Origin of the sequence: Psychrobacillus sp. NPDC096623 (assembly GCF_044762655.1) — a bacterium.
Classification (GTDB): domain Bacteria; phylum Bacillota; class Bacilli; order Bacillales_A; family Planococcaceae; genus Psychrobacillus.
On record NZ_JBIWER010000001.1, the window covers coordinates 1 to 25,846 of the forward strand.

Below are 25,846 nucleotides of genomic sequence, written 5' to 3' on the forward strand. Positions count from 1 at the left end.
TTCATTTCCTCACCCCAATACCAATATCCAATTCTATAATTCTATACCTATCCTCAACAAACCTGCCGCGTTAGTTTAATAAGAAAAAAGGCTTTACTCCTTCTTGAAGTAAAGCACCCGTTAGTTGAATATTCCATTTTAATTCTCCTCAGAATATTCTTGTGTGTAATACTCGACACCTTCTGGGTCCTCGATAATTCTTAATCCTACCTTTTCAAACTCTAACTTAATATTTTCGTTAAGAGTTATATAGTATTTAGAACCATCTGTCTTAATCGTGGCGTCTTTATAAACTTTATTAAATTGTTGGGTAAGTGGAATATTTTCTTTTTCAAGAACTTTATCAATACTGCTTTTTCTGTGACTCTTTCCCCACTGAACATGACTACTTATCCTTATTCCCTCTTCTGATAAAACAATGATTTGATTAGATTTATTTATAAACCCAGAGTTTTCAAAATCTGAGACATATGCTTTTAATTCATCATTCTTGGAACTATCAGTACAAGCAACTAAAAGTAAAACTGAAAACAACATTACCATCAGCTTTTTCATCACAATTCCTCCCTCTAAAATATATACAGATTAAAAAACGGAAAGGTTTCAAAAAATTATGAATTATATGAAATGTGTTCTCCAACTAGGAATTATTGTTAAATTTGAACTTTCAGAAATACCACTTATTAAACTAAACTGCCCCGTTAGTTCAATAAGAAAAAGAGTTACCAATGGCAACCCCATGATTTTTTACTAAAGCACCCGTTAGTGAAATAAGAATAATTACCGTATTAAAATTTCATTTATATTAAAACGATATTCTGATGGTAATTTATCTATCTCACGAGAAACTTCTGCCCTTAGACTATTTCTGCCCTTTATAACAATCTCATTTTTCTTTAATTGTATTTTACCTATACTATAAGGTGCATAATAAATATTTAACTTATCAATAGCTATAATTCCAGTCTTATTACTATTTATTTCTGTTATTCTTAGTTTAAAATCAACCTTTGTAAGATGACTGTGTGGAACATGGTATACGATTTCAACAAGATAATCTTTATTTCGTGCAGTAGAATAAATTATTTCCATATCAATTCCATTTTTACCTATATACTCAATTACACTTTCGATTTTATCTTTTTCTAAATGGTCAAAATCAGCAATCATCCTTAATCCCTCGCACATTGAATTAAACACCATATTTGCTTTCCCTTTGTCATCTGCTTGGTTATACTCAGATAGATTTAATGTGGCGTACGTGTATTTAAAAAATTCGTCAATAGTAATTGATTGTTTTGCTTGTTCTATTGTTTCACCAATACTGAAATATATCTCTTCATAGTCAGGGGATTTTACCTCGGCTCTTCTTAATAAATTACTAAATAGTTCAGAGTATATATAATCGTAAGGTGCTAATGTATTCCTTTCAAAATGGTCGTATAATCTAACACCAATTATTCGTTTCAACAATGGTCTTGGATTAATCTTGCAGGAATATATCAAGCTATCGACACGTTTGACGTTATTTAAATACTCAATCTCTTTGTATTTTTTTGCATAATTTTTTAATTCTTCATCAGTTTGTGGAGCCTTATTAATAATATTATCAAGGTTATATAATAATTTTTCTTTATTAAAATCCAGTTCTTCTTTAACCTCAATTTGTGAAACCATGTTAATTGCTTCTTTAACCTTCGATAGTCCATGTTGAAAATCAGCAATGTTTAACTTCACGTTGTTAGTAAAGTTCCCTTCAGTTTCAACTTCTGCAATTATTTTATAAAGAGTTTTTAATTTAAACTTTTTTGTGTGTGGTGCTTTGTTTACAAAACGAATTAGTATGCTTTCAAATGTTTGTCCATGATAATCTCCAATAAAATGTTCATTTAGGAATGTATTCAGTATACTTAATGATTTATTTTTCTCTTCTTTGGTACTAAAATCTTTATATTCAATCAAAAATCGCATAAGTATCTCCTTAGTAATAAAGTGACTTTATTTGTTATTTTATCAATAACCCTTATTAAACTAAACTGCTACGTTAGTTTAAGTGTAACACTTCACAATGCATTCTGAGTTCTACTCGATGTTTTGGTTATAAAAATAGACCATCGAAATGATGGCCATGATTAGCTAAAGCACCCTTTAGTTTAAGTACATTCTTTCACAAACTTTTTAACTTTAGTGTTACTGCTATCTTTTTTCAATCGCCATACGTAAGTTCGAGATGACTCCAAGGAACAATATTAACGAACAAAACATTTTTTCAAAAGGTGTTCCTAACAATTGTTGTATAAACCCAAAAGACCAAAGTACAACAAAAAGCCAGCATATAACGGTTATTCCTCTTTTATATAGTATATTTCTGCCAACAATTAGAGTAAACACTCCTCCAATAACAGAAATAAAGATACTGATAATAGATATTGGTAGCTGCGTAGCGAAGGATTCGGAGCGTCCGCCATTAACCCATGTGAAAGGAATAATGCCGCTAATAATTAGAACATGGATTAAAATAGTCAATGAGTAAAATATAATCCCCATAAATACAGCAGTTTTCATATTAATTTTTCTAAGTTTCTCTAATATAAAATCACCTCATTTCTTCCTATTATCATTTTATTTAATCTAGTAAGATACTATTCCTATATGATTTTCCATATGGTACCTTTTTTGTGCTCAAACCCTCTCCGCATTTCTAATATATAGGCTTATGTATTCTAGTTAAACTAACCAACCGCGTTAGTTCAATAAGAAAAAAGAGCTGCCTAAGCAACCCATAAACTTTTACTAAAGCACCCGTTAATTGAACAAGGTCGCAGATTTATCCTACCTATTATTAAAACTAACTATGTTTTAACTGGAGCAACACTCCAGTTAATTTTATTAATACCTTTTACATTAATGTTTCCTAAACTCAAAATATGAGGAATGTATGCGAACATCCCAAAGTTAACACCTTTTTTATGTTCATCTGTAAAGTACGCTAAGGTGTCCGATGGCAAGGCTGAACATACTTGATAAAAAATTATATCAATGATTTTAACTTCTTCATCAGGTATATCTGTAGCTGGTCCTTTATAATTTTCTTTATTACAGAAATACACAGCATTTTTATTTTCCACCAATTTTTCCGTTGGTATTTCATAAAACATCAAATCTTTTTTAGTACTTACTCCAAGAGAATGTAAAGCCTCATAGACATAGTAAGGGTGAAGCGGCAGTAAAAAAATTACATCATTCCATAAACAATTTAATTTGGGAATGCTTTTCAATAATAAGCTCGCCCTTTCTGGATGGTTAAAATACTTTCTTGAGTAGGTTTCATAAAGTTCGGGATGCATCAGTTTTATCTCATTAAGGGAAGTAAGAAACTCCCCCTTCATTTCTTTTGGCACCATATGATAAACGTAATCCATCAGAATTCCTCCCCAAATAAGTTTGATTCCCCAAAATGATAATTCCCTATATATCCTTTAATTCCCTTTTCACCACTCATACTACCTAGAAAATTTGAAAATAAACAGACTTATAGTTTATGGAATAAAATGCTATAATTGAATTAACTTAAAAACAGGAAACCGCTAGAGAAGAAGTACATTCTCTAGCGGTTTTATATTGTTCTGCCAACTCGAACTTAAACTAACCTGCTTCTTTAGTTCAATAAGAAAAAGCTACCCTTAAAGGCAGCCTCTTGTTAAACTAAAGCACCCGTTAGTTGAAGAGCTTAATGAACACTTTGTAGAAAACTCAATTTTCTGTCATTAACTTAATATCAATGATAAGATAGTAACGGGAGGTGCTCTATATGGGTATCAGAAATTTAATTTAATTCCTGTAAACGAATAGTTTATTACAGGAGGATATTTTATGAATGATAATTGGGTAAAACCTTTTTACAAAAGACAATTTGAATTTTATCAGGTTCCCTTAGACGATATAAATGATTATAAGAAGGAAGTAGCATTGATTCACGAACAAGTGGGTAAACCCTTTAAGGATGTTCTTGAAATCGGTGCTGGCTCAGGGCTACTTGCAAACACACTTTCACTAACAAATAAGGATATAACTACAGTTGAACTGGTATCAGAATTGGTTGATTACGCTAGAGCTCACTCAAATTCATCTATAAACATTTTATATGACAACTTTTATACGGTAACACTAACTAAACAATATGATTTAGTTCTCTATCTAGATGGTTTTGGCGTAGGAACAGATAAAGATCAACTACTCCTATTACAACGTATTAATGAGTGGCTGAAGCTTGACGGATATGCACTTATTGATATATATCAACCAAACTATTGGCTAAATATTAAGGGACAACAAATGCTTGTCTCTGAGAAAAATCAGATAATGAGAGAGTACGGGTATGATGAAAAAAACTGTCGCATGACGGATACTCTTTGGGAAAGAAGTTCACCTAATGAAACAATTACACAATCGCTAGCTTGCTATTCAACAGATGAAATATATTGTTTATGTCAACAAGCGGGTCTACAAATAATTGCCTTTTACCCAGGTGGAGCACTTAATTTAGATACTTGGAATTTTGAGGAAGTCACTTCGTTATCAAATTGTTTATCTTACCGAATTAAGGTAAAAAAAGTTTAATTCATTTGTTTAAATAATATTTTAGATTCTAACTACTATTTCTTATTCAACTAAACTGCCCCGTTAGTTTAATAAGAAAAAAGCTTTACTCATTCTTGAAGTAAAGCACCCGTTAGCGGAATTAGAAAGCATAGTATGCTCCATAAATGAAAAATAAAAAAAAGCCGCCAAATTGGACGACTCATTGATAAATTCACAAATCTAAAGTTCAATAACTCCTTCTTCTATGATCTTATTGCCATAAAAGTAAATATCATACACAGGGTATTTCGCTTTTTTATTGGCTAAATCTAAAGATATATTATTATACATAGTAAAAATTCTTACTTGATCTTCTGATCTTGTATATTCATATTGGTATGCGATTTCTGGATCATCTTTAAATACAATCTTCTGATACCAACACCCATTTTTATAGTCGTATAAATCTACAAGTATCTCACTATTCTCTATAGATGCTCCTTGATATTCAATTACTTTTGCTATTATTTCTTCAGCCTGTTTTTCATAAAGAAAAAAGTTTAGTTTTATTCCTCCCCACAGCAGCAAAAAAAATAGAAGCATTGAAAATAAAACTATTAATACCTTCTTCATTCTTTACATCGTCCTTTTAGTGTAAATTTACACTTTTTAGTTTAATGTATAAAATGAATATTGGCAAACCTGTTAAACTAGGAACATTTCGTACAACTATACTGCTTCTTTAGTTCAATAAGAAATGGCTTTACTCCTTCTTGAAGTAAAGCACCCGTTAGTTGAAGAAGAAAAAAAGTTTATTTAAGATTCAAAAATAAGGATTACTGTTCTAGATTATCATAAATTTTTTCAATGCATATTCAATACCATCATCACTGGATTTTTTGGTAACGAAATCAGCCACATTTTTCAATGTATCGTTAGCATTTCCCATCGCTATTCCTAACCCTACTAATTCCAACATATCAATATCATTTTCTCCATCTCCAAAAGCGATTGCATCCATTTTGTCTATACCAAAAAATTCTAAAGTTTTTAGGATAGCTAATGACTTGGATACATCCTCCTTCAAAACGTTCAACACATAAGGATGCCATCTCTTGAATGTTAGATGCGGAAATTCATGAATGTACTTGTCAACTGCTTCATCATTGGCAAACAAACACAATAAAAATATATCTTGATTATGTATTAATTTATTAGTTTCAGGATACTCATTCAGAGATAGTGTTTCCTTCAATGCTCTTAAAATTCCATCTTCAGTTACACCATTCATACTAAATTCTTCAGTATAGAAAGATAATCCGTTATTGTGTAATGTGGCAAAATCCATAACATCTTTAACCAGATTTTTATCCATTGGTACACTATGAATCAATTCTTGGTTATGTTTCACATATCCCCCATTAGCTGTAATGAATGTTTCTATACCTAGTTCATGTAATTCATTGCACATTGATAACGGTCTTCCTGTTGCTGCAACAACTTTTATTCCTTTACTCTTCAATGTTTTTATAACTTCAATAGTACTCTGTGGAATGGTGCCATCTTCATGATTTGTAATAGTCCCATCCACATCGAAGAAAACAATTTTATAACCCATAAATATCTCCCTTAAAAATTTCTATAATAGTAACAGCTTATCTAGTATTCGCTTTCCCTACAAAGAATCCTTCTTCAACTAACCTGCCCCGTTAGTTCAATAAGAAAAAAGAGTTACCAAAGCAACCCATTGACCTTTACTAAAGCACCCGTTAGTTAAAAAATCCACTTGGAATATCCCATAAAATATAGTGTTTTGAATATTGTCTGGTTTCTACAACTAAAGTTTCTTCATCTTTTTCAAAGACAAGTCCTGAACCCATTTGCTCCTTAAAATACCATCCCTTTTCATTCATAAAATCTTTTAATACATCGATCGTATCGAGAATTACCTGTATTCACTGATACATAACTATTACTTGTATTTGATTCATAAAATTGTTCATAATTACTATTGGAAAGTTCGATACCCATTATCGAGTTAAGTATAGTTTTATAACAGGAAAGCTGCCCCGTCTTAGAATTACGGTATTTCATTCAAATAGTTGTACGTTTGGTTTCCGCTTAAGAATGTGAACGATCATGGCGTGCAGCTGACCTCGGTGATGGTAAAAATATGCCTGAGTATCCAGCAGCCACTCGTAACGCGAATGGACTGACCCAAAGAAGGAAGTAGTTTCTCTCAATAACTCTGCATCTTCGAGTTCGGCTACACCCTCTCTGAAAAAAGTGTAATTGTCTATCAGTGTTGAAGTTATGGACTTCAGATTCGCCTTTGGTTCTGACTCTTCGTAATAACGATCCATTTCCTCCTCCGATGCCCCCAAACCAATCAGGAAATCTGCTTTGCATATAACCGACATGTGCACGAGCAGTTCACCAATTGACCATTTTTCTTCCGTGGGTTTGATGTTTAGGTCTTCCTCGTTTAACGTATTTATCAGCTTGACTACTGAATCAATTGCCATATCCATCTGATTTATAATTCCTTTACAATACACGTTCATTCTATTATCCCCTTTTTACTTAAATTTTGGGCTACGGACTAAATTCCTTCTTCCACTAACCTGCCGCTTTAGTTCAATAAGAAAAAAGGCGTTACTCCTTCTTGAAGTAAACACCCGTTAGTTAAAAACGAAAGTTTTAACTTCTGTTTGTATCATCAATTTCAGAATTTAAAGTACTCTCCCACCAAATATTCTTATTTCCGTTTAAATAATTCTTTATCAGATTCCTAAATGGGTAGGGTTGTAGGTTTATAGTTTCCAATTCATCAGCATTGCACCAGAAAAAATTAAGATGAGATTCAATTGATTTTGGGTTAAGACTTGTTGTTAATTCATCGTTTGTAATCTCAAATACTTGATTTATTTCACAGTTTAAGATGCCTCTTTTCTCCCATTTATGTTCTACTAACCCAAGTAATCTAACCACTTTGCAGGTTATTCCTAATTCTTCTTCTATCTCTCTCAACAGTGCATCTTTTGCACTTTCACCAAATTCAATGTGACCACCTGGTAAAAATGTATTTTGATATCCGGTTGATTGTGCAAGTAAAACTTTATTATCTTTTATAAAGATTCCCCTTGCTAAATGATGAAATGGATTAGGCAAGAAATCCTCCTCCTAACAATATTTTTTCAAAACTGTATCGGGTACTTATTCTGTATTTCAGTTAAAAAACCTTTAAATTTTGCATGGTTCTTCTTAAACTAAACTGCCGCGTTAGTTCAATAAGAAAAAAGGCTTTACTCCTTCTTGAAGTAAAGCACCCGTTCTTAAATAGTAGTTATAGATTATTAATCGTCGAGAAATGTATTCGATATTGTTTGGGCATATCTTGATTCCCCACGTGTTCCAAATCTAAATCTCTATCAAAGTAGATATCATATGATTTTCCTTTTAGATAACCCTCACTTGGTGGTTTTATTAACATAGTTGTAGAATCTTTAGCTTCTACTATCACACTGACTTTATTTTTATCTTCGTCTAAAACATAAATGGATTTTTCATTAATAATATCCTGATTAATTCCCTTATCGAAAGTAATTACCCAATTGTGATTTAAAGGAATATCAGATTGATTCATACTAGCCATTACTATATTTTCTTGTTTTTCTTTAGTGCTCTGATTATAACTAATTAGACTTCCTACTCCTGCAATGGTAAAAGCAAATAAAACAAGAACTATCTTTTTCATATTATTTCCCCCCTTATTATTCACACTCGAAAGGTTCTTCGCACGAGAAAACTTCATGGAAAAATCCCTTATACGGGATATCTTCTTCGAGGCATTTTATGCTATATGACAACTCCTCATAGCACTTCAACTCTTCTCCGTTGTTCCGCATGACCTCGAATGCATCTATAATATTTTCCATGAGGGTAATTTGGATAAATAAGGACAAATTATTCAACATCGAATCTTCAATTTTGGTCTCAGATGTGTATCCCTCGAGTACTGTTTTGAAATAATCATCCATAAAGTCTTTTCGTTTACCGGCATCTGGTTCGAATTGTATCCAGCCCAATCCGAGCATCCAGACATTTGCCAAGTCATACATATACCAACAGAAACAAGAGTTATCGAAATCAAATACAGTGATTTGTCCGGTATCAAAGTCAATCATATAATTACCATCATTGTAATCAAAATGTACCATACCGAAAGACTCAGAGTTCTTGTCCAATTCTTCTAAGGTTTTAAGAAGCTCTACCATCTTTTCCTTAAGCAGTGGTAACGTACCCGGTATCAGATTATCGATATACTCGACATTATATTTATCAAAGAAACTATATCGGCGATGAACAGGAGCATATAGCCTTTCGACAATTGGTGTAGTTTCCCGAGAACTTTACCGCAGTTATAATAGTATTCCGTAATAGGAACTCCTTCGCGATACTGATAATGATTTTCTACAAGCGTTTTTCCCCTAGCCTTTTCGAACAGGCAGATAAAAAGGGTGTGATTATTATGAGTGATCTCTTCCAGTAAATTTCCCTTCCGGGAGCTGATCACATTCGAGACACTACCGCCATGCTCGAATAAATATTGGATATATTCAACTTCGCCCAACAAATCCCCTCGGCTCCTGTCATTTAAATAGGCGATTCTGAGTATTTTTGCACTAGCGCCCTCCTTCACACAGTTATAAACGACATTTCGCCCTCCGGCATGAGCATTAATTAGACTTGTTTCATAGCCTTCCAACTCGTACAACTCTGATACTAGTGGACTTAAATAAGTTTCGTATATTTCAGCAACTTCATTATGATTCATAACATCTCCTCCAACTAAAGTGAAACTCTTCACATTTTCTAAAATTAGTTATTAAAAAGTTCTGTTAACTCAATTACATTACTATTTTTGTCGTAGAATACTAAATTTGCTGGGAATGGTTGATTTACACTTTTAGGAAGTTGAGAGTATTTTACAAAAACTTCATCCGTACTAACATCTACTTTAAAATTAAATTCGGAAGAGAATAATTTGACTTTAATTTTTTCAATTTTTAGCTCAGGGTTTTTCCCAACTAAAATACCGTATATCCCTTTGTTCGTTTTCACTTTTTGATATTTCACTATATTCGTTCCATATCCAACATTTTCAATCTTTAATCTTCCATTCCACCCCTTTTTATAATGAGCGTACCCAATCTTATTACTGCCTGTTTGAAATAAAACTAGATATGATTTTGTGTCACCTATTCGAAGAAAATCAAGCACATCAGGTTCAATGCCTTTCGTATTACCAGAACTAATCCATATCTCTAAGCTGGATTGTATATCTTCTCTATTATCTTTAATGCGATAATCATTTAGATAAAAGACCATGTAACCTATAAAAATTATCCCAAAAACCAATAGTAAATATGTTAATTTTTTCAATATTATCGCCTTTCTATATTATGTTTGATTGCACTAACTTGCTGCATTAGTTCAAGAAAAAAGTGCCACCCCAAACTTGAAGTAAAACACCCCTTTAGTTCAATAATTTAAATATATTAACTTATTCAACACAATCGCAAAAAAACCTTCTTCTTCAACTAAACTGCTTCTTTAATTCAATAAAAAAAGCTACCCAAAAAGGCAGCTACTTGTTTAACTAAAGCATCCGTTAGTTGAAGAAGAGTTGTAAATAAAAAATTTTTTTTTTATTTAAAGCTAATACAGGCTGTTTGTCGCTATATCTTGAGTAAGTCAACCTTCATTCGAAACATCTGTACAATTCTTATCGGTGCAAGTAAAAATATATGATTCCTTCCCAGTTTGAACCTGGATCTCATAGTTATAAATTGAAGAGGGGTCACTAACATTGAATCTATTTACGACTTGTTTAATAGCTTTAACCGTTTCCCTTGCAGTAATTTCTTGATATTGCTCGTTTTGAAGTACCATTTGTGTCATTTCAGCTAAAAACACTTGGTCATCTCAATTGGGTGTAGTTGTGTTTTTGAGATAACTCGTATTTCCCAAATATAGATTCAGTAGCAAGCTAATGAAAAGTAGTGCGACGATTAACTTTGATTTATTTTTCATTTAAGTACCCCTCCCCCACTTTTTTGCGTTTTTCTAATAAATTTACTAAAAATAAAACATGATAGAATATATTTGTAGCGAGTACGCCTAGTCCCAAAAAATAGAGCATGTTGCGAATGTAAAATATCCCTGGAGGGAATAAAGCAACTCCTACGATTAAACCGAATAATGAGTACATCAATAGACCAAAGACATATGATTTTTTGGGACTCACTTTGTTTGTAACCCAAATGTTCAAATAAGAAAACAAGATGCCCACCGTGAAATAGAATGGAAAACTAAAAAGGCTTCCGATAGTAAATCCTCCTACAAAGTTATCAAAAGCACTAATTTCATAATAATTTTCAATTACGATAAATATTCCGAAACAGACACCAAATAAAAGAGCTGATAGGAATGCCGTAGCAAATAATTTCAAAAATAATTTCAAGTTGATCCTCCTAATTTATTTATTGATATCTCAGTAGGTTCATAGTTTGGAACTTCAATTTATTAACTTTCGGAAGAATTATTGACCAGCTGAAACCAGTCCTAAATGTTTTTTATATCATCCAGTTTAACCTTTGAACGAGTAACTAATTGTTAATACTTATCTTGAGCTAGCTCGTTAAACGAATGAACACTCCTACATCTTCAAATGAACTATACCACCGATAATTATTTCATCGATAATCCGATAATGTTGGTTTATTAGATTTTGCTGCAGTCGTTAATCCCCTTTTGTCTCAATTTCTTTCCACCATACCCTTCCACCCATTGATTTATCTTTAGGTCGTTACCGTTATGTGCAATCGTTTCGATTTTTTCCAATGGCTCGTCCCCTAAAACAGACTGCAATTACATTCGTCCAACCAGATAAAGTCCTGCTTTTTCGATTTGAACAAGTGTTTTCTTGGAGATCTCCATAATTTCAGCCATCTTATCTTGTGAATAAATATTCTCTACCGAATCATTCTCATTTTACTGGAAATTAGCTGAATAACTTGTTGTCTACTTATCACAATACCTTTTAAAAAAGTTACAAATTATATCAATAAGTGTAATTTTACACCTTAAATTCAAAACTTTCAATACTGAAATCTTCAGAATTATAGTATAAAGTCTAAAAAAACCATACGAAGTCTCACTTCGCATGGCTTCTCTTACTTTGCGCTAACCTGCCCCGTTAGTCAAAAAAAGCTACCCTTACAGGCAGCCTTTAACTAAAGCACCCGTTAGTTCAATAGTAAAGTTCTATTCAAACAATGGAACTTTTGGGTCTATCCCATAACAATGAACAAGCATAGAGTGTAATTGTCCTCTGTGATGATAAATATGAGCTACAATCTCTAACAACCATTCATATCGTGAGTATGTAACACCCCAATAAGAAGTAATTTCCTCTTGAAGTTCGACTTCTGTAAAATTCATAAATTTCTCTTCTAAAAATTGATGATTTTTGATCAATGCTTCTTTCAACTCATTTAGACTTTTATATGAAATACTTGAATAAAATTTATTCATCTTGTCTTGGGAAGCCCCGTCCGAAATAAGCGAATCGGCATCACAAATAATAGCGATGTGCTCTAACAGCTCTCCTATGGAATGCTTATTGGGTGTAGGTCTTTTTTGCAAGTCTTCTTCTGCTAACTTTTCAATTATCTCGACAATTGTAGTTACAGCGACTTTAATTTGATGTAATGTACTCTTACAATATGTATTCATATTATCCTCCTTTACTTCAATCCTATATTCATCTAACTTGCTGCGTTAGTTGAAGTGTAAAATTTCACAATGATATCTGAGATGTAATGTTTTGGAAATAAAAATAGACCATCGAAATGATGGCCATATTTTACTAAAGCACCCTTTGGTTTAAGTGGAATCCTTCAAACTCTTCTCCACCTTTATTACTCCAATCCATTAAATATGTTACTTGCAGAATCCGATTGATTTAGAAAAAGACGACTCCCTATTAAGCCCCTTTGTATTAAACTTAAATCCAGGCTCTTAAGCCAACAATCTAGCACGTATCTTAGATCTAATCCTATAAAGAATGAACGGCTATTTCATTAATTTCGTAATATAATATACACAAAGTAAATTAAGTAGGCGGCGATAAGCACTAATCCTTCCAGCTTTCCAACCTTGAAGCTGGTTCTTGAGAAAACCAATAATATAATAGTCAGTACAATCATAATGATGACATCAATAAACATTTTATCATTTACCGCTAATGGAGAAATAGTAGCCGAGGCACCTAGTACAAATAAGATGTTAAAAATATTACTCCCGACAATATTTCCCATCGCGATTTCACTTTCTTTTTTTAGTGCCGCAGAGACGGAGGTGACAAGTTCAGGTAGGGATGTTCCAATTGCAATAATCGTTAACCCCACCAATGTTTCACTCATACCAAGAGAGTATGCAATTTCTTTACCGTTATCTACTACCAGGTCCCCCCCAAATATAATTGCAGCCAATCCTAATATGGTAATTAATATATTTTTACCCCATTTGATGTCCTCAGGAACTGTTTCCCCTGCTGTATCTTTTCTGCTTTTTAGGCCAATCTCAATCACATAGTACATAAAGATGGATAAGAATAATAAAAAGATAAATCCATCACTCCGTGTAAGCAAGTTGCTATTGGTTCCTTGCAATACAATATCACTTATTAGAATTAGCAATGCCGCACTTGCGAGTATCGTAAATGGGATTTCTTTTCTAATGGTTTCACTTTCAACTCTCAAAGGATATAAAAAAGCTGCTACACCTACAACAAGGGTAATGTTAAAAATATTGCTTCCAACTACGTTCCCCAGTGAAACATCTGCACTTCCTTCCAGTGCTGCAATAATACTGACAGTCGCTTCCGGGGAACTTGTTCCAAAAGCCACAATGGTTAACCCGATTAAAATAGTCGGAACCCGGAGCAGTTTAGCAATATTGGAAGACCCATCAACAAAGAGATCTGCTCCTTTTATCAACAATGCAAAGCCAACAATTAATAAAATATAAGCCATAGTTTGTTCTCAACACCCTCATTAAGTTTCTATTACGCTCTATTACTTTCTAATTACTATAAATATACCCCATTATTACGGAATTAAAATAATGAAACTTAATAATATAGCTAAGATTTTTATAATAAATACGATTAATAAAAAAATGTTTAAATGTCACTCTTTCACTAACCTGTCGCGTTAGTTCAACAAGAAAAAGGCTTTACTCCTTCTTGAATTAAAGCACCCGTTAGTTGAAACCGTTAGGTTAGTTGAATAAGAATATTCTAGTTAATCAGGAAGGGGCAAGAACAATGAATAGATTTGTATTGCCACACATGTATTTGTTTTTTGGAATCATATTATTTATTTTGGCAGAGTTCACCTTTCCAGCAGGAGGCTTTTATTGGCTTACATTTTTCATTTCAATGACATGCATTGTTACTGGATTGATATGGAATGTCATTTTATTATTATTTAAAAAGAGAAGTTAATCGAATAGCATAACTTATACCAATGAATTAAACTAACGGGTGCTTTAGTAAAAAAAACGGACTTAAAAATACATTGAGTTTGGATACACATTTCCAAGCTCATTTTTTATGTACTTTTCTATTTTCAATGAAAAACCATTAATAATCTAGTCACTCAAAATGCAACGTCTCTCAGTCTTAACTTATCTGCGGTTTACCAAGTTCCATGAACACTTGCCAAGATATCCCTATGAATGGAGGTAAAAAGTGTTAAATCCAATGCGTTTTAATGTAGGACGTCAAAGGTTTCCCGGTTTTAGACCCCAATTTTTTCCCCGTTTTGAAAACGAAAGGTTTCCCGGTTTCGAAAACCAAATGTTTCCCGGTTTTCCTAGATAAAAAGGAATAGGAGGAAATTTGGTCTACATGAACCTGAATAAACACGAGATCTCTCTCAATTGCTTTAATATCATGTAGGAATCCGATGTTTTCCATATTTCTATCCGTATGATTAATGTCCTTTAACAACCAATCCTTCTTCAACTAACCTGCTGTTTTGTTTAAGTGTAACATTTCACACTCGATCTCCGAAATCTACTTGATGTTTTGGACGTTAAAACAGACCATCGAAATTGATGGTCTTGTTTAACTAAAGCACCTGTTAGTTCAAAAAGAAATATCCGTTAGAAGAAAATTAGAAGTAATGCTCCTACGACGAAACAATAATATGTAAAATAAACCAACTTCCCATTTTTCATAACTCCCTTTAATTCTTTCTCTGGTAACGAGAAAAATGAATCAACTTTATAATTCCCGTTCTCTATTTTTTCTGGAGCATAGGCGAAAGCTGAGATTGAACCATCGGTATTAAGTTAAAAAAACAAGCTGAGATATTTTTTTCATGTTCCCTACAATCTATTTTGTAGGTAGTTTCTCCATGTTTCACATATCAATGCTAATTGAACTAACCTACCGCTTTAGTTAAAGAAGGAATATTAGCATGCTCTATTTACATAGATTAATTTTAGTAATAGTAATAAAATACTGAACGGCTTAACTTGTCAAAACAGCAATACACGAGATTTAAATTGGGGAGTGAAACATGGGGGCTATTAATGGAAAAGATTATATTAACCGATTAAATCAGCTAAATAATGCAATTTGGTACGACGGGGAAAAAATTGAGGGTTTGCTTTCTGAACACCCTGCCTTTAAGGGACTTATTCAGTCAAAAGCGGCTCTTTATGATTTGCAACATGACCCAAAAATAAAAGATGAGATGACTTTTATTTCTCCGGTATCAGGAGAACTTATTGGTCTTTCTTATTTGCAACCAAAAACGAAAGAGGACTTAGTAAGAAGAAGAAAGATGACTGAACATTGGGCTAGGTATTCAGGGGGGATCATGGGAAGAAGCCCAGATTATTTGAACACAGTTTTAATGAGCTTTGCTTCTTCAGTATCCTTTTTAAAAAATAAGGACAAATGTTTTCCAAATAATCTACAAGCATTTTATGAATTGTCCAGGGAAAAAGATCTTTCGTTTACACACACCTTTATTTCTCCTCAAGTAAATCGTTCTCATATATACATTGAAAATACCGAGGAGCCAATCGCCGCAAAAGTAATTGATAAAAATGAAGAAGGAATTATCATTAAAGGTGCCCGTCTACTTGCTACGCAGGGTGGTTTAACAGATGAAATATTAGTATTTAGCGTTGGTAGATTTCTATTTAATGAAGATGAAGCATTTGCTTTTTCTATCCCTTCTAACACGAAAGGAATAAAGTTTATATGTAGGGATACATTCATCGGAGGTCATTCTTCTTTTAATCATCCATTAAGCTCGCGGTTCGAAGAAATGGATTCTATCGTTGTCTTTGACAATGTATTAGTACCTTGGAATAGGGTATTTTATTACAACAATGCGGAAGTAGCCGAAGAATTCCCAATTCAAAGCTCATTCCATCCCTTTACTAAGCACCAAGTATTGACTAGACAGATTGTAAAAACAGAGTTCGTCTTAGGTATTGCTGAGCTTCTCATCGAAACGATTAAAATAAGCGAGTATCAACATATCCAAGAAAAGATGTCAGAAATCATCATTGGTCTAGAAACGATGAAAGCCTTGTTAGAAAAATCGGAAAATAACGCAAAATTAGATGAATGGGGATATATGCGACCAGAAATTTTCCCGCTTCAAGTTGCTGGTAACATTTTCCCTAAAATCTATCCTCGTTTTACTGAAATTATCCAGCTAATCGGGGCTAGTGGAATGATTACATTGCCAACCGAAAAAGCATTTCATTCTATTATTAGAAGTGACTTAGATTTTTATCTTCAAGGAGCAACTAAGACCGCAGAGGAACGAGTAAAAATATTTCGTTTAGCTTGGGATTTAACAATGAGTTCATTTGGAACAAGACAAACCCAATATGAGCGATACTTTTTTGGCGACCCGATTAGATTATCAAGCGATTTATATAAGAAATATCCAAAAAATGAATATGTAAAGGCAATTAGTAATTTCTTAAATCTAAAAAAAGAAGAGTAAAAGAAGTTCAATTATTGACTTAAATGAATACAGGTTTAATAATTCCTTTTTAGGATTAATATACTACGCTCAATCTTTAATACATTGAGCGTTCTTTTATTTTTGCAATGATTCCATACTTTTTTAACTATATTTTGCTTTCTTTATATCCTCTAAATCAACATTAAATGCAATATGTTTTTATGAAACGTGGCAAGGAATTTCTGATCCTTCCCTTCCTATAAACCAATCCAACTCTCTTCTTTAATTCAATAAAGCTGCTTTATTATCTTTTATAAAGTATAAAACCTAATTTTTCATAAAACTCTATTGTTAATTATAATTTTCTTGGTAGTAAAAAATCCCCGTTTTATTCAAATGTCTAATATTATTTAATTTTGTTCTACTATTCTAATCATTGTTCAACTAAATTACTGCTTTAGTTAAATAAGAAAAATGCTTTACTCCTTCTGGAAGTAAAGCACCCGTTAGTTGAAGAAGAAAAGTGAAGCTTATTCAACAATCGGCCCTTTAGTTAGAAGAATACGGTAGGGTTTAAATTTGGAACTTATCATATCTTTTTGTTAATCATCAGTCTTATCGTTTTTTTAATTCAAAAAAGAATTTATTAGTAATAAGGTAACTTGCCGATTGTCGGCACTATTGATCAGAAAGAGATGATACCACAAATCAAGGTTTAGTTATCAAATAAACTTCGAAATTTCAGTAAACAAAAATGTGAAACATTACAATAAGTAATGTTTCACATTTTTGTTTTTATTAGATTTTATATCTATCTTATATCTATTTATTTGACTATTGGTAGCCAGCCAGGTCTAGATTGTATATATTCCCACATAGCATCAGGCAATGCTAAATCTTCTCTGTCTTCCGGATAAATCTCTGTACGGATTGTACTTTCTTTCCCTGTTTTCACCTTTTCAATCCAATCAGGCTCTACAATAAGCTCTCTTCCAATTGCCACAAGTGGAAGATTAAGTTCTTCCAATGCTTCCAATGCATCATCTGGTGTTATTATAGAACCAACTCCAATAATCGGCATCTCAGCTCCAATTTTTTCATTAATAATGTTAATAGTTGGTGTATCACTTTCCTTATTACGAAGCGAACTCTGTGCCACACTACCAACTGAAACATGAATATAATCAAGCCCTTGATTTTTTAATTCCATTAATAGGGACAAGGTATCGTCAAGTGTAATCCCTGGCTCTTCTATCTCTTCTGGAGAAATACGATAACCAAAAATAAAAGGTTTGTCAGCATGTTTTTCGATTGCTGATTTTACAGATTGTACAACAGCAAGTGGGAAGTTCATTCGTTTTTCTAGCGTTCCACCCCAATGATCATTTCTACGATTAGAATGCGGGGAGAAAAATTGTTGAATTAAGTAAGTGTTTGCTCCGTGAATTTCTACCCCATCAAAACCTGCTTGAATAGCTCTTCTAGTCGCCTCACCAAAAGCCTCAATTTTTTCGCGAATTTCTTCCTCTTGTAATGCTCTTGGAGTCTCTGCACCTTCACGAACATGCGGGATATCACTGGCACTTACAGGTTGAACTCCTCTAAGCCAAGACGAAGGAGCCATTCGACCCGCATGGAAAATTTGTAAAATGGCTTTTGTACCTGTACTTTGGATTGTTCTAGCTAGTTTTGCAAGACTTTCAATATACTTATCTGATGAAGCACTCAATGAGCCAGCAAATTTACCATCTTCTGTTACGTGTGCACAAGAAGTAATGACTGCACCAAGACCAGTTGTTCTACGTTTGTAGTAGATATGTTCATCTGTCGTAACCATCCCATTCTCAAAAGCTGAATCAGTTGTCATAGGTGACATGATAATGCGATTATCAATCGTTACACCTGATGCAAAAGTAAACGGTTCAAATAACTTATCGTATTTACTGTTCATTTTTATATCCTCCAATTTTTATATTTGCTTCTTTTTGTATATCGATATATACCGATTAAACGATGATAATACATCGTAAATGAATATGCAAGAAAGAAGCCTTATGGACCTGCTAAGCTATGCGTCTTGACTTATCGTTATATTCCGATATAACATATGCATATGGAACCTATTGATATTTTTAAAGCGCTCTCGAATGAGACAAGGTTAAATATACTGCGATGGTTAAAGGAACCTGAAAAGAATTTTCCAGTACAACAAGCTCACTTGCCAAAGGGGGATAAAATAAAAGGTGGGGTTTGTGTAGGTGACATACAGGAAAAAGTTAATCTTTCTCAATCCACCGTATCTCAGTATCTATCAATGATGCAGAAAGTAGGCTTACTGGAATCGGAACGCTACGAACAGTGGACATACTATAGAAGAAATGAAGAAAAAATTTCTGAGTTAAATAACTTCATGAAAACAGAACTATAATAATTATTTAAATAAGAGTGGTCAAACTAGAGATAGTTGACCACTTTTTCCTGCCATCTTTGTGACAGCAAGGAAGCCACATAAAATGAGTGTCGCCTATAGCAGAGAAAAAATTCCACTTCTCTTTTTGAACTAAACTGCCCCGTTAGTTCAATAAAAAAGCTCCCGTTAAAGGCAGCCACTTGTTTAACTAAAGCATCCGTTAGTTGAATATAAGAAATTTTTAATTCGATTCAATTATCAATAGAATTAGCTATCTGAACTAAAATTTCTGGAGTAATATTTTCAGACATTCTTTTATCCATACTAAACCTATATTGTAAATTATCTTTTTCAAAAACCAATAAGTTTGCACCTCTTATACTCAACAAGTATGCAGTGCTTCCATCCTTGAGCCTAAATTCCTTTATTACTTCTTTATCCAGTATTTCAAATTTTGATTTATCTTTTAATGCTACATTGATCATGAATTTGTTCATAGATGATTGCTCATTTATGTACTCCATTTCAAAAATATCATGACTACCAACATTAGTTCGTGCAAATACGTGAGTAAAGATAACAGGAGGGACTCTCAATGGCAGCTGTAAATCCTGTTTATAATTTTGTGCAAAATCACTTAAAGCTTCCCCGACAGGTTTATATCCAATTTCAAGATAACTTTCTTCAATAGTTCTAGGTTGAAAGTTAGCGTTTGCATCCATTTTTCCGTAATATGCTCCACAAATCACAGTATAAATAAATATAAGTAGAATAAACTTGTTCAGGTAAATCACCCTTTATTGATTTTTGTATTATTTTACCCATGTCTATTCGCACTATCCCTAGTTTAATAATAAAAGGCTTTACCTCTTATTGAAGTAAAGCACACGTTAGTTGAATAACTCTCCTGTTCTTCTTCATTGTTTTAAATCATTTGAAATCCAATTTACTGCGTCTATTAAATTATCCGCTATATAGTCCGGGTCTACCTCTTCCCAATGATTGCGATACTTAGTCAGTGACCCTTCTCCCCATCCTGTTTTTACTAATACGTTTTTCGTTCCTGCTTTGTAGCCAGCTAGCATATCTGAACCACCCGTATCGCCAACAACGTAACATTCTTCAAGTATTAGATTATGTTCTTTTTTAGCTCTTAACAATAATCCAATGTTAGGTTTTTGGCATTCGCAACCATCATCAGGTTTATGAGGACAATAGTATATACCATCTAAAAATGCAGAATGGAATGATAATTCATCTTCCATCCTTTTAAATCCTTCTAATAAATCTTCTTCTGTAAAAAATCCTCTGCCTACTCTTGTTTGGTTTGTAAAAAGAAATACTTTAACTCCTTGTTCATTGAGCAATTTTATAGCTTTAGGAGCAAAATCATACAAAGAAAAATCAAATGGATGCACTCCTCCTCCAGTACCTCCAATTGTTCCATCACGGTCTAGAAAAATAGCTTTCATTTCTGTATCTCCTTCCTCTCAATACCTGTTAAAATATCCACCCTTATTGAACTAACCTGCTGCGTTAGTTCAATAAGAAAAAGAGTTGCCTATGGCAACCCATGATTTTTTACTAAAGCATCCGTTAGTTTAATAAATCATTAACCGTTTTTGCTGAACTTTTTGAAAGGACATAGATGGTATGAGTATCTTTTAAATTCATTATCGTGCCACTTTCTTCACTTATCCAAAGAAAATAGGATTCTTCACCAAATTCAACTTTATACTCAGGGTTACCCATATCAACTATACCTGGCATTTTTTCAGCATTGTTGAACGCCTTTACAAAATCATTAACAACTTTTGAATCTGTAAACGAGGTCAATGAATCTTTTTTGATATCCGAAAAGCTTTCCATTTCGTAAACATCTACTCTTTGAATATTTTTAGTGGAACATCCACCAAGGAAAAACAAAGTAAATACCATAGCTATCAATAACAGAGACAATCTATTCAACGAAGCACCCCCATATAATTAGACATGTTCAAGCAAATAAAGTTACACATTTATCTTCGTTTATTGAACTAACCTGCCGTCTTTAGTTCAATAAAAAAGGCTTTACTCCTTCTTGAATTAAAGCACCCGTTAGTTTAAGTGCAACCCCTCACATTGTTCATATAACAACAAATTCGATATTTGAAAGTTGAGGATACTACCGCAAAAATATTTAATTTAATTCAATCGTAATTGTATCGAAATCAATTCGTTTATTATCGCCTTGACTATTACTTACATGGGCAAATGGATAAAACGTAATGGATCTTGCTTCGGGGTCAAGATCATGGATTGTTGCATCCCATGTAATATCTTCACTCGAGTCACCACCCTCTGTCCCAATCCCCCCGTTATAAGGCACTTTATATTTATTGCCCAAATTGTCAACAGCACTTAATTCCGCTTCTACTGCTATCCAGTTTTCATCCATAGAAGTATCAACATCTTGCAAATAATTAATCGTTAAATTTACTTCCGTTTTGACAGCATCGATTAACTTGACTGTTACACCATCTTGAGTCACCTGTTCATTAATTGCTATTTGTTTTCCTTCTAGCTTATTTAATGAAAATTTAAAATTCCAGTTACCTTTAATTGTTTGTTTGTCTGTAACAATAGCCTTAGGACTCCAATCTAAATTCACCGTATCTTTCTTACCGGGCACAGATAAATTCATCATGCCAACGTAACCAACACCATCCACATAATTTCCACCATAGCCACCTGTACCTAAATTTATTGGTAGAGCCTCGAAATATGGAAATGAATCTAAATCTTCTTTAGTTCGTACTACATATGATAGTGTTACCGTATTTCCATCGAAAAAAGCTTGCTCAATATTTATTTCGATACCATTGCTTTTTTCAACTAAACCAATGTCTGTACTGACGTCCTCATAAGCTTGATAATAGTCTTCTTGAGAAATGAAATAGTCGAATGCGTATCCAATTACCGGAATTTGTGTAACAAAATTAGCAAATGCAGGTGATACGTATGCAGTTGAAATTGTACCAAACGATAGAATCCCGGCTGCTGCCATATATTTAACCATTCGTTTGAAGGGAAATTTCACTTCCTTCTTCTCCTTTTTAAAAGCGTCTGACAAAATAGTATCTAATTCTTTAGAAGGAACAGGAATTTCATTGATTGCCTCTTTAAATCGGTTTTGTTCGTTCATCTAAGTACACTCCTTTTAATGTCTTTTTAATTTTCGCTAATGCTCTCTTACCGTTAGATTTGACTGTACCAATCGGTTCGCCAAGTAACTCTGCAATTTGCTCAAAAGTAAAATCCTCATAATATTTTAAAAGAAGTACTGTTTTATATTTTTCATCTAACCGGTAAATTGCATCGAGTAGATCCAACTTCTCATCAGATGTTGCTATTTCGGTGGAGATGGATTGAAATTTTTGGTTGTCCAGAGAGATCACTTTCTTTTGTTTTTGAAGTACACCAATTGATACATTGATACAAATTTTCATCAGCCATGTCGTGAAATATTTTGGCTCTCGTAACTGATGAATGGATTCAATTGCTAGCAACACTGTTTGCTGGAAGATGTCTAGAGCATCTGCCTGATTACGAACATAACTATAAGCAGTCCTATAAAGTTTCTCTTTTTCTTGTTTAAGTAAAAACAGCAGTGCTTCTTGATCCCCTTCTATTGATAGTTTTACTTTCTTTTCGTTAACCGTCATCTTTTCTCACCATCCTATCTATTAGAGAGCGTACATAAAAAAAAAGATGCACTTTTTTGAAATAAAATAGAACTAATTACTTTTATATAAAAAAGGGGGTACTTTTGTAATATTTATACAAAAGTACCCCCATCTTCTCATTTTTTATAACCTCTATTTTCTTATATTATATTTAAAATTCACTAACAAACCTCGTTTAAATTCAAGGGAACGAGGTTTGTTATATTTTTTTGTACATAAATTTCTTATTTTTTCCCATTCTTTAATTTTCCTTTAATTTTCATTATTTTTCTAACTTTAACAGAACCTTTTAGTTGAACGAGAAACAGAGCGGCATTGTCAAGGTTCTTCAACTAAAGCACCCGTTACTTTAAGTGTAATAGTTCACAAAGACCTTTACCAGCTCTTACGACTACACAAAGAAGTAATATGTGCAAGATGATGTCTACCGTGCCAAGCGTAGATTCCTATATTTTTACCTACTGAAACTTCCCCTGAATCTGGGTGTTTAAATGTCTTTTCCATATCCGCAGGACTTAAACTAAGTAAAAGGTTTGTCCAGCGTTTGTGCAATGCTTCGAGCAGTGATAGTGAAATATCAATTGGCAATTTATAATCAGAAAGTTCCGCCCATTTCGTTTCGTCATAAGGCTTAATTACAGGTTTTTCTTCTGTAAGAGCCAATTTAAAGCGAACGTAGGCATTCATATGGCTATCTGCAAGGTGATGTATTACTTGTCGAACAGTCCACCCTCCTGAACGATAAGGTGTATCAAGCTGTTCATTATCTAAGTCTTTTACAGCATCTTGTAATAAACTTGGTAATTCTTCAATCTCATTTATCCAGTCCATTGTAACACTTTTAGTAATCTCACCATCAAATTGAAATTTTCCAATTGGATATTTCATATCCATCTACTATTCCTCCTATAAAATCCCTTGAAATTTTTTGGGTTAACTAAATGAAATGTATAAAAATATATAATTCTACATCATTTCTTAAAATCCTTTACACCTATATATGTTCTTCAACTAAACTGCCCCGTTAGTTGAAAATGATTCAATTAAGGCGATATTTATACGTAAGTAAAACCAATTGCAAAAATGATTGCCGTCACACTAAAGAATGACCAATTAACAATTCGACTTTCTTTTACTGTAAGAAATTTGGATTCCATAAATCTGAAACTACTTAGAATAAAAATAAGTCCAAACGTTATGAGTCCACGTCCTATGACATCATCTATGATTAAAATGTACCTTATACCAGCAATCATAATTAAGAAAGTACCTATATATCCAATGACAATATAAAAGTAATGGTTCTTTTTCCTATCCACGAACTTCTACTCCCTCTCAATTGCAAACCCTTCTTTAAGTATGCCTTCTTATTCCACTAACCTGCTTCGTTAGTTCAATAAGAAAAATAGTTACCAATGGCAACCCCATGATTTTTACTAAAGCACCCGTTAGTTATAGAAGTTCTGCATACTGAGTTCTATTATTACAAATCAAAGAAATAAAATGAACCTAATATACAGACAAAAGCTATTATCCATAAGATCAAATATGTAGGCTTCTTTAGTTCTCTATCTAATGTTGATATAGATTGAATAACTTTAATAACAACCGCTGCAAACAGAGCTACCATTAATGCTCCAATTAATGTAGGCATGTCGATTATATATTCATCAATTAATCTAAACAGAATAACCGCAAACACTACTGAAACACCAGAAAGAAAATGCTTTAAATTCATTTGAATTTCCCTCTCTCATAACAATTTCCTTTAATTAACCTACCCAATACTTGAATGATTCTCCATAACAAGTACTCCTAGATCTTTTCAAAAAAGCCTGCTTCTTTAACTAAAGAACCCGTTAATTGAGCACTTGATCTATACTTTTTCAGACTTATCCTTTAGAAATAATCCGATTAACGTAAATACAAATCCACCAGTTACAATAAAGAACTCTTTATCACCACGCAATATTCCACCATATTCTTGTATCCAGAAACCTAAAATCATTATTGCAATGCCAAGTAACATTATTTTAGTAGAACGCATTATTCTCCCTCTTTTCTTATTGAACTAACCTGCCCCATTAGTTTAAGTGTAACATTTCACAATGCATTTCTGAGATCAACTTAATGTTTTGGACATAAAAATAGACCATCGTAATGATGGTCTTGTTGAACTAAAGCACCCGTTAGTTTAAGAAGAACAGAGACGCTTCTTTTCTCTTTGCTTATTCAACTAACCTGAACGGTTAGTTGAATAATGCATCATTGTTTTAATACTTTTTTTATCTCTGGAGTTGCTTTGAGTACCCCAAATACTTTTAAAGATTTTATTGTTTTAGTTGCTAATTCCTCGTCAATGTCATCTGCAAGGATCACCATTCCAACTACTTTAATATCTAGTATTTTGTTTTGTTCCTTTACTTTCTCAAGCCGTTCCCTACTGTATAGACTTACTCCCATTAAATATGATTTATCTGTAATTATATTATCAACAACATTTGCATGAACTGATAATTGATTACGGATAGCTGTTTTAATAAAGTCTGTACGATTAGAATAAAACCCTTGTTCAACTAATAAATCAACTTTCCCTAAATCCACAACATTCATGTTGATTGTTATCTTTTCTGTTTCCGCCATCTTCTTACCATCCTCTCACCATCTAATCGTATTGTATGTTATCATACAATAAAAAATACCATCTGTAAAACATCCAAGCGGATGTTTTACAGATGGTATTTTATTTTTATTGTAAAATTCTTATTGAAGTAAAGCACCCACTTCCATTGACGATGCATCAAAAGGGATCAGCATAATGTTTAATATTTCTTTCTCCATTAAAGTAGGGTTTAACAATTCCATTTCATTTTCACGTGGACATAAAATACTCGTTATACAATTTGTTATCTACCATGAGTAAATTCCTTTTTATGCCTTCAATCTCTGATTCACTTTTCTTAAATAAAGCTATACCAGCTTCATTTTCTATAACACACAAAGTTCCAACCTTTAGAATCATGATGTACGATGATAGTATAAACAAAGAGTAAACAATTGAA

The 25,846-nt window shown here is 33.0% G+C and carries 31 protein-coding genes and 1 pseudogene; 4 read left to right on the forward strand and 28 right to left on the reverse strand.

All coding sequences use genetic code 11. The features are described from left to right. Window positions 1–138 precede the first annotated feature (138 nt). The 4 genes from ACIQX2_RS00005 to ACIQX2_RS00020 all read right to left on the reverse strand — a co-directional run bounded on the left by ACIQX2_RS00005 (window position 139) and on the right by ACIQX2_RS00020 (window position 3,422). Window positions 139–555 (reverse strand): hypothetical protein, encoded by a 417-nt coding sequence (locus tag ACIQX2_RS00005; RefSeq protein WP_402845711.1) that lies wholly within the window; start codon window positions 553–555, stop codon window positions 139–141. A 225-nt stretch (window positions 556–780) separates the two neighbouring features. Continuing rightward, window positions 781–1,971, reverse strand: a complete 1,191-nt coding sequence (locus ACIQX2_RS00010; RefSeq protein WP_402845713.1) for a hypothetical protein — start codon at window positions 1,969–1,971, stop codon at window positions 781–783. A gap of 225 nt (window positions 1,972–2,196) precedes the next feature. Further along, window positions 2,197–2,565 carry a hypothetical protein gene (locus tag ACIQX2_RS00015; protein WP_402845715.1) on the reverse strand — a complete coding sequence of 123 codons (369 nt, stop codon included), beginning with the start codon at window positions 2,563–2,565 and terminating at the stop codon, window positions 2,197–2,199. 287 nt (window positions 2,566–2,852) lie between these two features. Further along, complete coding sequence (locus ACIQX2_RS00020; protein ID WP_402845717.1) at window positions 2,853–3,422, reverse strand: group-specific protein; 570 nt, start codon at window positions 3,420–3,422, stop codon at window positions 2,853–2,855. A gap of 451 nt (window positions 3,423–3,873) precedes the next feature. Between ACIQX2_RS00020 and ACIQX2_RS00025 the strand changes: the two genes are divergently transcribed. Beyond that, window positions 3,874–4,620 carry a class I SAM-dependent methyltransferase gene (locus ACIQX2_RS00025; RefSeq protein WP_402845719.1) on the forward strand — a complete coding sequence of 249 codons (747 nt, stop codon included), beginning with the start codon at window positions 3,874–3,876 and terminating at the stop codon, window positions 4,618–4,620. A gap of 201 nt (window positions 4,621–4,821) precedes the next feature. Here ACIQX2_RS00025 and ACIQX2_RS00030 read toward each other — a convergent pair whose 3' ends face one another. The 13 genes and pseudogenes from ACIQX2_RS00030 to ACIQX2_RS00090 all read right to left on the reverse strand — a co-directional run bounded on the left by ACIQX2_RS00030 (window position 4,822) and on the right by ACIQX2_RS00090 (window position 13,682). Beyond that, a complete protein-coding gene (locus ACIQX2_RS00030) occupies window positions 4,822–5,214 on the reverse strand; it encodes a DUF3139 domain-containing protein (RefSeq protein ID WP_402845722.1) in 393 nt (130 codons plus the stop codon). 211 nt (window positions 5,215–5,425) lie between these two features. Continuing rightward, on the reverse strand, window positions 5,426–6,199 hold the full coding sequence (locus ACIQX2_RS00035) for a Cof-type HAD-IIB family hydrolase (protein WP_402845724.1): 774 nt from the start codon (window positions 6,197–6,199) through the stop codon (window positions 5,426–5,428). 472 nt (window positions 6,200–6,671) lie between these two features. Then, window positions 6,672–7,145, reverse strand: coding sequence for a DinB family protein (locus ACIQX2_RS00040; protein WP_402845726.1), 474 nt, complete (start codon window positions 7,143–7,145; stop codon window positions 6,672–6,674). 136 nt (window positions 7,146–7,281) lie between these two features. Beyond that, window positions 7,282–7,752: an NUDIX domain-containing protein gene (locus tag ACIQX2_RS00045; protein WP_402845728.1), complete on the reverse strand. Its 471-nt coding sequence runs from the start codon at window positions 7,750–7,752 to the stop codon at window positions 7,282–7,284. 175 nt (window positions 7,753–7,927) lie between these two features. After that, window positions 7,928–8,338 (reverse strand): Ig-like domain-containing domain, encoded by a 411-nt coding sequence (locus ACIQX2_RS00050; RefSeq protein ID WP_402845730.1) that lies wholly within the window; start codon window positions 8,336–8,338, stop codon window positions 7,928–7,930. A 16-nt stretch (window positions 8,339–8,354) separates the two neighbouring features. Next, window positions 8,355–8,972: a phosphotransferase gene (locus ACIQX2_RS00055; RefSeq protein WP_402847455.1), complete on the reverse strand. Its 618-nt coding sequence runs from the start codon at window positions 8,970–8,972 to the stop codon at window positions 8,355–8,357. Further along, complete coding sequence (locus ACIQX2_RS00060) at window positions 8,891–9,418, reverse strand: aminoglycoside phosphotransferase/kinase family protein (RefSeq protein WP_402845732.1); 528 nt, start codon at window positions 9,416–9,418, stop codon at window positions 8,891–8,893. The genes ACIQX2_RS00055 and ACIQX2_RS00060 overlap by 82 nt, the downstream gene beginning before the upstream one ends. Window positions 9,419–9,462: 44 nt before the next feature. Next, complete coding sequence (locus ACIQX2_RS00065; RefSeq protein WP_402845734.1) at window positions 9,463–10,026, reverse strand: hypothetical protein; 564 nt, start codon at window positions 10,024–10,026, stop codon at window positions 9,463–9,465. 312 nt (window positions 10,027–10,338) lie between these two features. Further along, window positions 10,339–10,560 carry a hypothetical protein gene (locus ACIQX2_RS00070; protein WP_402845735.1) on the reverse strand — a complete coding sequence of 74 codons (222 nt, stop codon included), beginning with the start codon at window positions 10,558–10,560 and terminating at the stop codon, window positions 10,339–10,341. A 106-nt stretch (window positions 10,561–10,666) separates the two neighbouring features. Continuing rightward, window positions 10,667–11,107, reverse strand: a complete 441-nt coding sequence (locus tag ACIQX2_RS00075) for a hypothetical protein (RefSeq protein WP_402845736.1) — start codon at window positions 11,105–11,107, stop codon at window positions 10,667–10,669. A gap of 169 nt (window positions 11,108–11,276) precedes the next feature. Continuing rightward, window positions 11,277–11,675 (reverse strand): annotated as a pseudogene (locus tag ACIQX2_RS00080) (transcriptional regulator). A gap of 235 nt (window positions 11,676–11,910) precedes the next feature. After that, the gene (locus tag ACIQX2_RS00085; RefSeq protein ID WP_402845738.1) at window positions 11,911–12,381 is read right to left on the reverse strand and encodes a DinB family protein; all 471 of its coding nucleotides are present in this window, start codon (window positions 12,379–12,381) and stop codon (window positions 11,911–11,913) included. Window positions 12,382–12,728: 347 nt separating this feature from the next. Further along, window positions 12,729–13,682: a calcium/sodium antiporter gene (locus ACIQX2_RS00090; protein ID WP_402845740.1), complete on the reverse strand. Its 954-nt coding sequence runs from the start codon at window positions 13,680–13,682 to the stop codon at window positions 12,729–12,731. Window positions 13,683–13,975: 293 nt separating this feature from the next. Here ACIQX2_RS00090 and ACIQX2_RS00095 point away from each other — a divergent pair, with 293 nt between their 5' ends. Both ACIQX2_RS00095 and hpaB read left to right on the forward strand, forming a co-directional pair. Then, on the forward strand, window positions 13,976–14,155 hold the full coding sequence (locus ACIQX2_RS00095; RefSeq protein WP_402845742.1) for a hypothetical protein: 180 nt from the start codon (window positions 13,976–13,978) through the stop codon (window positions 14,153–14,155). A 1,081-nt stretch (window positions 14,156–15,236) separates the two neighbouring features. Beyond that, window positions 15,237–16,688 (forward strand): 4-hydroxyphenylacetate 3-monooxygenase, oxygenase component, encoded by a 1,452-nt coding sequence (gene hpaB / locus ACIQX2_RS00100; RefSeq protein ID WP_402845743.1) that lies wholly within the window; start codon window positions 15,237–15,239, stop codon window positions 16,686–16,688. Window positions 16,689–17,475: 787 nt separating this feature from the next. Here the strand turns inward: hpaB and ACIQX2_RS00105 are convergent. Continuing rightward, complete coding sequence (locus tag ACIQX2_RS00105; protein ID WP_402845745.1) at window positions 17,476–18,600, reverse strand: NADH-dependent flavin oxidoreductase; 1,125 nt, start codon at window positions 18,598–18,600, stop codon at window positions 17,476–17,478. A 162-nt stretch (window positions 18,601–18,762) separates the two neighbouring features. Here ACIQX2_RS00105 and ACIQX2_RS00110 point away from each other — a divergent pair, with 162 nt between their 5' ends. Further along, a complete protein-coding gene (locus ACIQX2_RS00110; RefSeq protein WP_402845748.1) occupies window positions 18,763–19,077 on the forward strand; it encodes an ArsR/SmtB family transcription factor in 315 nt (104 codons plus the stop codon). Between the two features lie 233 nt (window positions 19,078–19,310). Here ACIQX2_RS00110 and ACIQX2_RS00115 read toward each other — a convergent pair whose 3' ends face one another. From ACIQX2_RS00115 to ACIQX2_RS00160, 10 genes are all read right to left on the reverse strand, one after another. Continuing rightward, window positions 19,311–19,781: a hypothetical protein gene (locus tag ACIQX2_RS00115; RefSeq protein WP_402845750.1), complete on the reverse strand. Its 471-nt coding sequence runs from the start codon at window positions 19,779–19,781 to the stop codon at window positions 19,311–19,313. A gap of 195 nt (window positions 19,782–19,976) precedes the next feature. Further along, window positions 19,977–20,531 (reverse strand): D-glycero-alpha-D-manno-heptose-1,7-bisphosphate 7-phosphatase, encoded by a 555-nt coding sequence (locus ACIQX2_RS00120; protein ID WP_402845752.1) that lies wholly within the window; start codon window positions 20,529–20,531, stop codon window positions 19,977–19,979. Window positions 20,532–20,655: 124 nt separating this feature from the next. Then, window positions 20,656–21,027: a YhfM domain-containing protein gene (locus ACIQX2_RS00125; RefSeq protein ID WP_402845754.1), complete on the reverse strand. Its 372-nt coding sequence runs from the start codon at window positions 21,025–21,027 to the stop codon at window positions 20,656–20,658. A 211-nt stretch (window positions 21,028–21,238) separates the two neighbouring features. Beyond that, a complete protein-coding gene (locus ACIQX2_RS00130; protein ID WP_402845756.1) occupies window positions 21,239–22,243 on the reverse strand; it encodes a DUF4179 domain-containing protein in 1,005 nt (334 codons plus the stop codon). Beyond that, window positions 22,221–22,763: a sigma-70 family RNA polymerase sigma factor gene (locus ACIQX2_RS00135; protein WP_402845758.1), complete on the reverse strand. Its 543-nt coding sequence runs from the start codon at window positions 22,761–22,763 to the stop codon at window positions 22,221–22,223. Before ACIQX2_RS00135 ends, ACIQX2_RS00130 begins: the two co-directional genes overlap by 23 nt. A 396-nt stretch (window positions 22,764–23,159) precedes the next feature. Further along, window positions 23,160–23,678: a YfiT family bacillithiol transferase gene (locus ACIQX2_RS00140; protein WP_402845760.1), complete on the reverse strand. Its 519-nt coding sequence runs from the start codon at window positions 23,676–23,678 to the stop codon at window positions 23,160–23,162. 161 nt (window positions 23,679–23,839) lie between these two features. Further along, window positions 23,840–24,103 carry a hypothetical protein gene (locus ACIQX2_RS00145; protein ID WP_402845761.1) on the reverse strand — a complete coding sequence of 88 codons (264 nt, stop codon included), beginning with the start codon at window positions 24,101–24,103 and terminating at the stop codon, window positions 23,840–23,842. A 164-nt stretch (window positions 24,104–24,267) separates the two neighbouring features. Next, window positions 24,268–24,522: a hypothetical protein gene (locus tag ACIQX2_RS00150; protein ID WP_402845763.1), complete on the reverse strand. Its 255-nt coding sequence runs from the start codon at window positions 24,520–24,522 to the stop codon at window positions 24,268–24,270. 138 nt (window positions 24,523–24,660) lie between these two features. After that, window positions 24,661–24,831 (reverse strand): hypothetical protein, encoded by a 171-nt coding sequence (locus ACIQX2_RS00155; RefSeq protein ID WP_402845765.1) that lies wholly within the window; start codon window positions 24,829–24,831, stop codon window positions 24,661–24,663. Between the two features lie 218 nt (window positions 24,832–25,049). Then, window positions 25,050–25,427, reverse strand: a complete 378-nt coding sequence (locus ACIQX2_RS00160; protein ID WP_402845767.1) for a CopG family transcriptional regulator — start codon at window positions 25,425–25,427, stop codon at window positions 25,050–25,052. Window positions 25,428–25,846 lie beyond the last annotated feature (419 nt).